Raw genomic sequence first — 12,095 nt, 5'->3', positions numbered from 1 at the left:
CTGATTTTAACTTAATACATCGCGCGCTATTTAATAGTGCATATAAACGTAAGATGAGGAACCTGCCATGTCTTTAGAAAAAGTTGTTTACACTGCCAAAGCCAAAGCAACCGGAGGCCGTGATGGCCGCGCAACGTCTTCCGATGGCGTTCTGGATGTCAAACTGGGTGTCCCCAAAGAGATGGGTGGCATGGGGGGTGAAGTAACCAACCCTGAACAGCTGTTCGCTGCGGGCTACTCCGCCTGCTTCCTGGGCGCAATGAAGTTCGTTGCGGCACGCGACAAATTCGCTCTGCCAAAAGATGCCTTTATTGAAGGCGAAGTGGGGATTGGCCCGCTGCCAACCGGTTTTGGTATCGAAGCGAAGCTGAACATCCACGTTGAAGGGATGGACGCAGCGGAAGCCAAAAAACTGGTGGATGCGGCGCATATCGTCTGTCCGTACTCTAACGCGACGCGCGGCAATATCGACGTGACGCTGAACATCATCGCGTAATCAGCTCCTGTGATTTTAGCCCCGGTAAGCGTAACGCCGCCGGGGAAATCCTCTCCTTTCCTCTCCTCTCTCTGTGCTACCATAACCCTCAATCACGCCCGTAGTAATCAGTTGAGAAAGTGTTATGTCCTCCAGAATCCTGACCACCAGCATTGCTGGCATTGATGCCTTTATGCGCGATCCTCGCGGTGTGTTGACGCACGCCGAAGGCGGCACGCTCGCGGTATTTGCCGACAACGCCCCGGCGTTTTATGCGGTCACGCCGGAACGTCTGGCGCAGCTTCTGGAAATTGAAGCGAAGCTGTCGCGCCCGGCGAGCGATGTCATGCTGGATAATCAGTTTTTTGACGAACCCGCCAGCGCTCCGGTGGCCGTTCCAATGGGGAAATTTCCCATGTACGCCGGTTGGCAGCCGGACGCCGATTTTCAGCGGCAGGCGGCCTTATGGGGAATAGCCCTCGCGCAGCCCGCGACGCCAGAAGAGCTGGCGGCCTTTACCGCTTACTGGCAGGCTGAAGGAAAAGTCTTCCACCATGTTCAGTGGCAGCAAAAGTTCGCGCGCAGTCTGCAAATCAACCGCGCCAGCAACAATGGCCAGCCAAAACGTGATATCAATGCCTTTTCAGAACCGGACAAAAAAATCCCTGATGGATTCCGAGGTGCGAAATGAAAAACGTCGGCGACCTGATGAAACGTTTGCAGAAGATGATGCCCGCCAACGTGAAGCCCGCCTTCACCACCGGTGAAGAGCTGCTGGCGTGGCAAAAAGAGCAGGGTAAAATTCGCGCGGCTGCCCTCGCCCGCGAAAACCGCGCGATGAAAATGCAGCGCACCTTTAACCGCTCTGGCATTCGCCCTCTGCACCAGAACTGCTCCTTCGAGAATTATAAGGTCGAGTCGCAGGGGCAGATGAACGCCCTCAACCAGGCGCGCCAGTATGTGGATGAATTTGACGGCAACATTGCCAGCTTCATCTTTAGCGGAAAACCCGGCACGGGGAAAAATCACCTTGCGGCCGCTATCTGCAACGAGCTGCTGCTGCGCGGGAAGTCAGTGCTGATTATCACCGTGGCCGATATTATGTCCGCCATGAAGGACACCTTCAGCAACCGCGAAACCAGCGAAGAACAGCTGCTGAATGATTTAAGTAACGTGGATTTGCTGGTCATCGACGAGATCGGCGTCCAGACGGAGTCCCGCTACGAAAAAGTGATCATCAACCAGATTGTCGATCGCCGTTCGTCGTCAAAACGCCCAACAGGTATGCTGACGAACCACAATATCGACGAGATGACCCGACTTCTTGGCGAGCGGGTAATGGATCGCATGAAGCTGGGTAACAGCCTGTACGTCATCTTCGACTGGGACAGCTACCGCAGCCGCGTCACCGGCAAAGAGTATTAAGATATTTCCAGGGAGCGCCGGAAGAGCAGAGGTATATACTGAACCCACTTCTGGCCCAAAACGGACCTTGTTGAGTAAATCATTATGAAAAAACAGTTTCTTATCAGCATCCTTACTGGCACCCTGCTGGTGACTGGCGCAGCGCAGGCCGCATCATGGCAGGAGTCGCTCTCCAGCGCAGCAAGTGAGTTAACCAAAGAGAGCGGCACTTCCCAGGGCGGGCTGTCAGCCTCGTCCCTCACCGGCCTGCTGAGTAACAGCTCCCAAAGCCTGAGCGCCGGCACGATGAACAATGCGGCGGGCATTCTGGAATACTGCGCGAAGCAGAAACTGGCTTCCGTCACCGATACCGAAAACATTAAAAACCAGGTGCTGGGTAAACTGGGTCTGGACACCCAGGAGCAGAAAGCGGACACCAACTATATGGACGGTATTCAGGGCCTGCTGAACGCGCAAAATGGCCAGCAGCTGAACCTCAGCACCCTTGGAAATTCATCTCTGGCGAAACAGGTGAAAACGAAAGCCTGCGATCTGGTGCTGAAACAAGGCGTTAATTTCCTCTCCTGATCGTCTCCCATTTTCTGCCACAACACGCCGGGTTTATTACGTTAGTCTTACACCGCGGCGTGAAGTGCGTTTTTTTATCCCCTGCCACCACCTCAGCCTCCGTATACCACGATGCGACTGTATTCAAAAATCCGATTTTATAAACCAAATCCTAACAACAGCACACTTTCGTGACACTAAAATTGCAGCTAAGCGACATCGCAATTACATTGTATTACCCAAAAAATAAGCAATTAGCCGGCTAAGCGTCCGGCATGATGAGGATCTGCTGTTGTCAGAGTTAATGTCCCTTGTCCTTTTCCTGGCTTCCATCGGCGTTTATGCCTGGAAAGCCGGTCGTCACACCTGGTGGTTTGTGGCCACCCTGGTGGTGCTCGGCATTTTTATTGTTTTAAACATTACGTTATATGCCAGCGATTATTTTACCGGCGACGGTATTAACGACGCGGTGCTCTACACGTTGACCAACAGCCTGACCGGCGCTGGTGTAGGTAAGTATATCCTTCCGGGTCTGGGGCTGGTGGTCGCCCTGGTGGGCATCTTCGCCGCGCTGGCCTGGGTTCTGCGCCGTCGCCGTCACCGTCCGCATCATCATGGCTACAGCCTGCTGGCGCTGTGCCTGGCGCTGGCCTCCGTGGATGCCAGCCCCGCATTCCATCAAATTACCGAGCTGGTAAAATCCCAGTCGCGCGATGGCGACCCGGACTTTGCGGCCTATTACAAAGAACCCTCGAAGAAGATCGACAATCCCAGACTCAACCTGGTCTATATCTACGGCGAAAGTCTGGAGCGCACCTATTTTGATAACGATGCTTTCCCGAACCTGACGCCAGAGCTTGGCGCGCTGAAAAACCAGGGCCTCGACTTCAGCCACACCATGCAGCTCCCTGGCACGGATTACACCATCGCCGGGATGGTGGCCTCCCAGTGCGGCATTCCGCTGTTCGCTCCGTTTGAAGGCAACGCCTCCGCCTCGATGTCGAGCTTCTTCCCGCAGAACATTTGCCTCGGCGATATCCTGAAAAACTCGGGCTATGAAAACTACTTTATGCAGGGCGCTAACCTGCGCTTTGCCGGGAAAGATGTGTTCCTGAAATCCCACGGTTTCGATCACTTGTATGGTTCCGAAGAGCTGAAAACCACGGTGGCCGATCCGGCCTACCGCAACGACTGGGGCTTTTACGACGATACCGTTCTGGATGAAACCTGGAAGAAATTCGAGGAGCTTTCCCGCGCCGGTAAACGCTTCTCGCTGTTTGCGTTGACCGTCGACACGCATCATCCGGATGGTTTTGTCTCACGCACCTGTAAACGTCAGGGCTACGACATTGACGGTAAAAACAACAAGTCGTTCAGCGCCGTGACCTGTAGCCAGGAGCATATCGCGGCGTTAATCGAGAAAATCAAAGCGTCGCCGTATTTCAAAAATACGGTCATCGTCGTCTCATCTGACCATCTGGCGATGAAAAACAGCGCCTGGGATGAGCTGAATAAGCTGGATCGCAGCAACCTGTTCTTTGTGCTGCGCGGCGATAAACCGCAGCAGGAGATCATTGCCGCTAAACGTAACTCGATGGATAACGGCGCTACCGTGCTGGATATTCTGGGTGGCGATAACTTCATTGGACTGGGTCGCAGTACGCTGTCGGGCCAGTCCCTGTCGGAAATCTTCCTCAACATGAAGGAAAAAATCCTCGCCTGGAAGCCGGATATCATTCGTCTGTGGAACTTCCCGAAAGAGATAAAAGACTTCACCATCGATCAAGATAAAAAAATGATCGCGTTCTCCGGCAGCCATTTCCGCCTGCCACTGCTGCTGCGCGTGTCGGATAACCGCGTCGAGCCGCTGCCGGAAAGCGAATACTCCGCGCCACTGCGCTTCCAGCTGGCGGAATTCGCCCCGCGCGATAATTTCGTCTGGGTCGACAAATGCTACAAAATGGGCCAGCTCTGGTCGCAACAGCTGTCGCTGTCCACCGACTGGTGCGTCTCTCAGGGGCAACTCGGCGGCGAGCAGGCCGTGCAACACGTTGACAAACCGCAGTGGCAGGGAAAAACCGCGTTTAAAGATACGGTTATTGATACCGCACGCTATCAGCGCAACGTAGACCTGCTGAAAATCGTCGACAACGACATTCGTTATAAAGCAGACAGCTTCATCTTTAATGTTGCCGGCGCGCCGGAAGAGGTGAAGCAGTTCAGCGGTATTTCGCGGCCGGAATCATGGGGGCGCTGGTCTAACGCCCAGTTAGGCGATGAGGTGAAAATTGAATATACCCATCCGCTGCCGGAGAAATTCGATCTGGTGATCACCGCCAGGGCATTTGGTCCCAACGCAAACCGTCCTATACCGGTGCGCGTCGGCGATAAAGAACAGACGCTGACGCTGAGCAATGATGTCACCACCAGCACGCTGCACTTCGATAACCCAACGCGCAGCAATACGCTGGTCATTGTGCCGCCCGATCCGCAGTCCACTAACGAAGGGAATATTCTCGGTCACGCTCCGCGCAAGCTGGGGATCGGCATGGTGGAGATTAAAATTGTGAGCAGCGCTGGCTGATGACGGCGTTCACCCTTCGCCCGACGCGCATCGACGACGTCGCTGCCCTGCCCGCCATCGAACGTGCGGCGGGGCAGCGGTTTCGCGACGTTCCTGAGCTGGCCTGGCTGGCAGACAATGAGGTTATTTGTGTTGAAGATCACCTCGGTTACGCCGGACGCGGATTAAGCTGGCTGGCGCTGGCTGACGACAGGCCTGTGGGCTTTATTCTCGCCGAAGCTCATCCATCGTCGCTGTTTATTGTGGAACTGTCGGTTCACCTGGACTGGCAGGGACGAGGTCTCGGACGCCAGTTAATCGCCCGTGCCGTCGCGCATGCCCGCAGTCTGGGGCTGAACTCGCTGACGTTAACGACGTTTCGTGATGTCCCGTGGAATGCGCCCTTCTACAGGCGATTAGGGTTTGAAATGCTGACGACGCTGACGCCGGAACTGCGCCAGAAACGCGAGGAAGAGACGGCGCACGGTTTAGCGTATGGTTCCCGCTGCGCCATGCGCCTGCCTCTGTAAGATCGCCCGGTGGCGTTGCGCTTACCGGGCCTACAAAACCCATTTCCGCAGGCCGGGTAAGGCGCAGCCGCCACCCGGCAAAACGCACAGCGTCAGAACGTTTCCCAGTTATCGCCCGCATCTGCGGTCGCCGGTTTACGCGCCACTACCGGAGCGGCAACGCTTTTCGCGGAGGCGAACTCGCGCGCCTTCATCTGTTCCTGCTGAATACGGAACACCGCAACAGCCTGCGTCAGACGGCTCGCCTGCTCTTCCAGTGCCGCGGCCGCCGCCGCAGACTCTTCCACCAGCGAGGCGTTCTGCTGGGTCACGCGATCCATCTCAGCCACCGCCAGCCCAACCTGGTCGATACCGCGGCTCTGCTCGTCAGACGCAGACGCGATTTCGCCCATGATGTCCGTCACGCGCGTTACCGCATTCACGATCTCACCCATGGTTTCACCCGCGCTTTCCACCAGCGTTGAACCAATTTCCACGCGCCCCACGGAGTCTTCAATCAGGCTCTTGATCTCACGGGCCGCCTGGGCGCTGCGCTGCGCCAGGTTTCGGACTTCACCTGCAACCACCGCAAAGCCGCGGCCCTGCTCGCCCGCACGCGCCGCTTCTACCGCCGCGTTCAGCGCCAGAATATTGGTCTGGAAGGCAATCCCGTCGATCACGCTGATGATATCGGCGATTTTCTGCGAACTGCCGGCGATATCGCGCATGGTCTGCACCACGTTATCCACCACCTTGCCGCCTTTCTGCGCGGTTTCAGACGCGCTCAGGGCCAGGTTGCTCGCCTGACGGGCGTTCTCGGCGTTCTGCTTCACGGTGGCAGTCAGCTGTTCCATGCTGGCGGCGGTCTCTTCCAGAGAGGCAGCCTGCTGTTCGGTACGGGATGAGAGATCGTTATTGCCCATCGAGATTTCGCTCGCACCGCTGTAAATGGCGTTTGCGCCGTTACGCACGTCACCCACGGTACGCACCAGCTCGCCCTGCATGTGGCGCAGGGAGTCAGCCAGTTCCCCCATCTCGTTGGAGCCTTCCACGTCGATGCGCTTCACCAGGTCGCCGCTGGCGATATGACGAATGCTGTCAATCAGACGGTTCAGCGGCGAAATCAGCGCCTGACGAATACCCAGCCAGACGGCAACAATCACCACCAGCACCGCAGCCAGCACGCTAATCAGCACCCAGATAGCCTGGCGGTAAGAACTGTTGCTGTCTTCAACCGCGGTCTGATACAGCGCGTCGTTCTGTTGCAGATAGGTGACGTACTGCTTCTCAAAGCCATCCTGATAGCTCTGGGTCGGCTGGTCGAAGAACTCATTGATCTTGCCCGCCCCCAGCAGCTGGATCAGCTCGGCCAGCGCGCCGTGGTAGATATCGTAATTACGTTTGATTTCCAGTGCCGCAGCGTCGCTCTGACGCGGGTCGCGCGGCAGCGCTTCGTAATCCGCCCAGTTTTTTTCCGCCTGTTTCAGAGACGCAGAGGCAATTTGCATCAGCTCGGCGACGGTTGAGCCGCTACCGATATTGTTCTGATCCATCATATAGCGGATACCCGCGCGGTTCAGAGTGTTACGGGTTTGCAGCAGCGCCACCCAGCTACCGTTCAGGGTGGATTGTTGCTGGCGAATGGTTTGCAGGATGGTGAAATTCTCTTTGTCATGCTTCAGGGCATTGAAGAAAAGACCACCGGATGTGAGTTGTAAAAGGCCAAATATCGCTAAAACCAGCAGTAAGCTGGTGACAATCTTGATACGATTTAACATGTTTTCTCTTTCCTCAGACAGATACAGAATTTTCGGCCTGGAAAGGGAAAACTTTACGAAAATCATCCTGGAATTTAGGGTTTTTACTCTTCGTCCCGCGCGGCAATATGTCGGTTTCCAAGTTCAATAAATTCTTCCAGCAGCGCCGTGAGCTGCGTCATCTTCTCCGGGGTATATTCCGCCTCAATCTGCTGGTACGCCTCTTCCACCTGAGCCTGAGCACGCTGGTACAGCGCGTTGCCTTCTTTCGTCAGCGATACGTACAGCTTGCGCTGGTCATTCACCGGCTTTAAGCGCAGCACCAGACCGTCGCGCTCCATCCGCGTCAGAATGCCGGTCAGGCTTGGGCGCAAAATGCAGGTGCGGAACGCCAGATCGTGAAAATCCATGGAGGGATGCTCGGCCAGCACGCGGACGATACGCCACTGCTGCTCGGTCAGATTATGCCGCTTCACTATCGGGCGGAAGTAGCCCATCGCCGCTTCACGCGCCTGCAACAGCGCGATGGTTAATGAGTCATGCATCACCTTCCCCTTACATCATTAACAAGTAAACAATTTAAAACAGATGCTTTTATAGACAACACGTTGTAACCCAAAAAGTCTAACAGAAACAACGCAATTTTTTTAATCCATTGAATTAAAAGATAATTAACTCATTTATGTAAATTTATTGTTATTCATATCACAAATTATTCACTTCTGATTGCGAAACGAACAGCAAAAGCATAAAACCAGATCATTAACATATTAATGAAATCAAAACCGGACAGCCGGTTTGAGGAGTATGGGAATGAAAGGTACTGTTTTTGCCGTAGCGCTAAACCACCAAAGCCAGCGTGCAGCCTGGGCTGAGGCGTTTGAAAAAGCCCCCTATAACGCGCCGCCAAAAACGGCGGTGTGGTTTATCAAGCCACATAACACCGTTATTCGCGCAGGCGAGCCGATTCCCTTCCCACAGGGAGAAACCGTGTTAAGCGGCGCAACGGTGGCGCTGGTGGTGGGCAAAACCGCCAGCAAAGTCCGCGTTGAAGAGGCGGCGGCGTACATCGCTGGCTACGCGCTGGCCAACGAAATCAGCCTGCCGGAAGAGAGCTTCTACCGTCCGGCGATCAAGGCCAAATGTCGGGATGGATTTTGCCCGCTCGGCGAACCTGTCGCCGTTGATAACGTGGACAACCTGACCATCATCACCGAGATCAACGGTCGCGAAGCGGACCACTGGAACACGGCCGATCTGCACCGCAACGCCGCCGAACTGCTGAGCGCGCTGAGCGAATTTGCCACCCTGAACCCCGGCGATGCGATATTGCTCGGTACCCCACAAAGCCGTGTCGAAATTCGCCCGGGCGATCGGGTACGCATTCTGGCAGAGGGATTTCCGCCGCTGGAAAACCCGGTGGTAGTGGAACGCGACGTTACCATTGCTTCGCGCACGCCGCCGCACGCCACGCTGTTTGCCCTCGGCCTGAACTATGCCGATCACGCCAGCGAGCTGGACTTCAAATCGCCTACCGAGCCGCTGGTGTTTATCAAAGCGCCGAACACCTTTAATGGCGATAACCAGACCTCGGTGCGCCCAAACAACATTGAATACATGCATTACGAAGCCGAGCTGGTGGTGGTCATCGGTAAAACCGCGCGTAAGGTCAGCGAAGCCGAGGCGATGGACTATGTTGCGGGCTACACGGTGTGCAACGACTACGCCATCCGCGATTATCTCGAAAACTACTATCGCCCAAACCTGCGGGTGAAAAGCCGCGACGGGCTGACCCCCATCAGCCCGAACGTGGTGCCAAAAGAAGCCATCCCTGACCCGCACAACCTTCGTCTTCGCACCTACGTTAACGGTGAACTGCGTCAGGAAGGCACCACCGCCGATCTCATTTTCAGCATCCCATTCCTGATTGCGTATCTGAGCGATTTCATGACCCTGCAACCGGGCGACATGATTGCCACCGGCACGCCGAAGGGGCTGTCCGACGTGGTACCGGGCGATGAAGTGGTGGTGGAAGTGGAGGGCGTAGGCCGTCTGGTAAACCGAATTGTCAGTGAGGAGACTGCAAAATGAAAAAGATTAACCACTGGATCAACGGGAAAAACGTCGCCGGAAGTGAGTACTTCCAAACCACTAACCCGGCCTCCGGCGAGGTGCTGGCTGAAGTAGCCTCCGGGGGCGAAGCCGAAATCCATCAGGCCGTTGCCGCCGCCAAAGAGGCGTTCCCGAAATGGGCCAACCTGCCGATGAAGGAGCGTGCGCGCCTGATGCGTCGCCTGGGGGATCTGATTGACCAGAACGTGCCGGACATTGCCGCGATGGAGACCGCCGACACCGGCCTGCCGATCCACCAGACCAAAAACGTGCTCATTCCGCGCGCCTCGCACAACTTCGAGTTCTTCGCCGAGGTGTGCCAGCAGATGAACGGCAAAACCTACCCGGTCGACGACAAGATGCTCAACTACACCCTGGTGCAGCCGGTGGGTGTCTGCGCGCTGGTGTCGCCGTGGAACGTGCCGTTTATGACCGCCACCTGGAAGGTCGCGCCCTGTCTCGCGCTGGGTAACACCGCGGTGCTGAAGATGTCTGAACTCTCCCCGCTGACCGCCGACCGTCTGGGCGAGCTGGCCCTCGAAGCGGGCATTCCGGCGGGCGTGCTCAACGTGGTGCAGGGCTATGGCGCCACGGCGGGCGACGCGCTGGTGCGTCATCATGACGTGCGCGCCGTCTCCTTCACCGGCGGCACCGCCACCGGGCGTAACATCATGAAAAACGCCGGGCTGAAGAAGTATTCTATGGAACTGGGCGGCAAATCTCCGGTGCTGATTTTTGAAGACGCGGACATCGAGCGCGCGCTGGACGCCGCCCTGTTCACCATCTTCTCCATCAACGGCGAACGCTGCACCGCCGGCTCGCGCATCTTCATCCAGCAGAGCATCTACCCGGAGTTCGTCAAACGCTTTGCCGAGCGCGCCAACCGCCTGCGCGTGGGCGACCCGACCGATCCGAACACCCAGATTGGCGCGCTCATCAGCCAGCAGCACTGGGAAAAAGTCTCCGGCTATATCCGCCTCGGCATTGAAGAGGGGGCAACCCTGCTGGCGGGCGGCCCGGACAAACCGACCGATCTGCCTGCGCACCTGGAAGGCGGCAACTTCCTGCGCCCGACCGTGCTGGCGGATGTCGATAACCGCATGCGCGTGGCGCAGGAAGAGATCTTCGGGCCGGTGGCCTGCCTGCTGCCGTTTAAGGACGAAGCGGAAGGGCTGCGCCTGGCGAACGACGTGGAGTATGGCCTGGCGTCGTACATCTGGACCCAGGACGTCAGCAAAGTGCTGCGTCTGGCGCGCAACATCGAAGCGGGCATGGTGTTCGTCAACACCCAGAACGTGCGCGACCTGCGCCAGCCGTTTGGCGGCGTGAAGGCCTCCGGCACCGGCCGCGAGGGGGGCGAGTACAGCTTCGAGGTCTTCGCGGAGATGAAGAACGTCTGCATCTCCATGGGCGACCATCCGATTCCAAAGTGGGGGATCTGATCATGGGAAAATTAGCGTTAGCGGCAAAAATCACCCACGTGCCGTCAATGTATCTCTCTGAACTGCCTGGCAAAAACTACGGCTGCCGCCAGGGCGCCATCGATGGGCATAAAGAGATCAGCAAGCGCTGCCGCGAGCTGGGCGTGGATACCATTATCGTCTTCGACACCCACTGGCTGGTGAACAGCGCGTATCACATCAACTGCGCGGACCATTTCTCAGGCGTCTACACCAGCAACGAACTGCCGCATTTTATTCGCGACATGACCTACGACTACGACGGCAACCCGGAACTCGGCCAGCTGATTGCCGACGAAGCGGTGAAGCTTGGCGTTCGCGCCAAGGCGCACAACATCCCGAGCCTCAAGCTGGAGTACGGCACGCTGGTGCCGATGCGCTACATGAACGCAGATAAGCACTTCAAAGTGGTCTCCATCTCGGCGTTCTGCACGGTTCACGACTTCGCCGACAGCCGCAGGCTGGGCGAGGCCATCATCAGCGCCATCGAAAAATACGACGGCACCGTGGCGGTGCTCGCCAGCGGCTCGCTGTCGCACCGCTTTATCGACGACCAGCGCGCGGAGGAAGGGATGAACAGCTACACCCGCGAGTTTGATCGCCAGATGGACGAGCGCGTGGTGAAGCTGTGGCGCGAGGGGCAGTTCAAGGAGTTTTGCAGCATGCTGCCGGAGTACGCCGACTACTGCTACGGCGAGGGCAACATGCACGACACGGTGATGCTGCTGGGGATGCTCGGCTGGGACAAATACGACGGTAAGGTGGAGTTTCTCACCGAGCTGTTCGCCAGCTCCGGCACCGGCCAGGTCAACGCCGTTTTCCCGCTGCCCGCCTAAGGAGTCGTTATGCCGCACTTTATTGCTGAATGTACCAACAACATCCGCGAGCAGGCCGACCTGCCGGGTCTGTTCGCCAAAGTGAACGAGGCGCTCGCCGCCACGGGGATCTTCCCGCTCGGGGGCATCCGCAGCCGCGCCCACTGGCTGGATACCTGGCAGATGGCCGACGGTAAGCACGATTACGCCTTTGTGCATATGACGCTGAAGATCGGCGCGGGGCGCAGCCTGGAAAGCCGGGAAGAGGTCGGTGAAATGCTGTTTGCGCTGATCAAAACGCACTTCGCAGAGCTAATGGCGGGCCGATATCTGGCGCTCTCGTTCGAGCTGGACGAGCTGCACCCGACGCTTAATTACAAGCAAAACAACGTGCACGCGTTGTTTAAATAACACCGCACGGTCTGTCCCCTCT

12 protein-coding genes are annotated in these 12,095 nt (G+C 57.0%); 10 read left to right on the top strand and 2 right to left on the bottom strand.

Annotated features, from left to right (window positions below; all coding sequences use genetic code 11):
- Positions 1-67: 67 nt before the first annotated feature.
- The 6 genes from O1724_RS03385 (at position 68) to O1724_RS03360 (ending at position 5,539) form a co-directional block, all read left to right on the top strand.
- Positions 68-496, top strand: coding sequence for an organic hydroperoxide resistance protein (locus tag O1724_RS03385; protein ID WP_003856578.1), 429 nt, complete (start codon positions 68-70; stop codon positions 494-496).
- 124 nt (positions 497-620) lie between these two features.
- Positions 621-1,166 carry a primosomal protein DnaT gene (gene dnaT, locus O1724_RS03380; protein ID WP_003856579.1) on the top strand — a complete coding sequence of 182 codons (546 nt, stop codon included), beginning with the start codon at positions 621-623 and terminating at the stop codon, positions 1,164-1,166.
- Positions 1,163-1,900 (top strand): replicative helicase loader DnaC, encoded by a 738-nt coding sequence (dnaC, locus tag O1724_RS03375; protein WP_003856580.1) that lies wholly within the window; start codon positions 1,163-1,165, stop codon positions 1,898-1,900. Before dnaT ends, dnaC begins: the two co-directional genes overlap by 4 nt.
- An 84-nt stretch (positions 1,901-1,984) precedes the next feature.
- Complete coding sequence (locus O1724_RS03370) at positions 1,985-2,467, top strand: YjjA family protein (protein ID WP_003856582.1); 483 nt, start codon at positions 1,985-1,987, stop codon at positions 2,465-2,467.
- Positions 2,468-2,738: 271 nt separating this feature from the next.
- Complete coding sequence (gene opgB, locus O1724_RS03365; RefSeq protein ID WP_045335577.1) at positions 2,739-5,030, top strand: phosphatidylglycerol--membrane-oligosaccharide glycerophosphotransferase; 2,292 nt, start codon at positions 2,739-2,741, stop codon at positions 5,028-5,030.
- The gene (locus tag O1724_RS03360) at positions 5,030-5,539 is read left to right on the top strand and encodes a GNAT family N-acetyltransferase (RefSeq protein WP_003856587.1); all 510 of its coding nucleotides are present in this window, start codon (positions 5,030-5,032) and stop codon (positions 5,537-5,539) included. Before opgB ends, O1724_RS03360 begins: the two co-directional genes overlap by 1 nt.
- 92 nt (positions 5,540-5,631) lie before the next feature.
- Here the strand turns inward: O1724_RS03360 and tsr are convergent, their stop codons facing one another.
- Positions 5,632-7,296, bottom strand: coding sequence for a methyl-accepting chemotaxis protein (gene tsr / locus O1724_RS03355; protein WP_003856589.1), 1,665 nt, complete (start codon positions 7,294-7,296; stop codon positions 5,632-5,634).
- 83 nt (positions 7,297-7,379) lie between these two features.
- A complete protein-coding gene (hpaR, locus tag O1724_RS03350; protein WP_003856591.1) occupies positions 7,380-7,820 on the bottom strand; it encodes a homoprotocatechuate degradation operon regulator HpaR in 441 nt (146 codons plus the stop codon).
- Positions 7,821-8,088: 268 nt separating this feature from the next.
- On the opposite strand from hpaR, the gene hpaG reads away from it, so the two are divergent.
- From hpaG to O1724_RS03330, 4 genes are read left to right on the top strand one after another with little or no spacing between them, the layout of a single operon-like run.
- Positions 8,089-9,366, top strand: coding sequence for a 4-hydroxyphenylacetate degradation bifunctional isomerase/decarboxylase (gene hpaG, locus O1724_RS03345; RefSeq protein ID WP_048243492.1), 1,278 nt, complete (start codon positions 8,089-8,091; stop codon positions 9,364-9,366).
- Entirely contained in the window at positions 9,363-10,829 is a 1,467-nt protein-coding gene (gene hpaE, locus O1724_RS03340; RefSeq protein WP_023315340.1) for a 5-carboxymethyl-2-hydroxymuconate semialdehyde dehydrogenase, read from the top strand. Before hpaG ends, hpaE begins: the two co-directional genes overlap by 4 nt.
- 2 nt (positions 10,830-10,831) lie before the next feature.
- Positions 10,832-11,683 (top strand): 3,4-dihydroxyphenylacetate 2,3-dioxygenase, encoded by an 852-nt coding sequence (hpaD, locus tag O1724_RS03335; protein ID WP_022650350.1) that lies wholly within the window; start codon positions 10,832-10,834, stop codon positions 11,681-11,683.
- Between the two features lie 9 nt (positions 11,684-11,692).
- Entirely contained in the window at positions 11,693-12,073 is a 381-nt protein-coding gene (locus O1724_RS03330) for a 5-carboxymethyl-2-hydroxymuconate Delta-isomerase (protein WP_003856599.1), read from the top strand.
- Positions 12,074-12,095 lie beyond the last annotated feature (22 nt).

The organism is Enterobacter cloacae complex sp. HYC074_NIDB (assembly GCF_056673345.1).
Note: the sequence above shows the minus strand (reverse complement) of the source record. Positions and strands in the feature narration are given on the sequence as shown.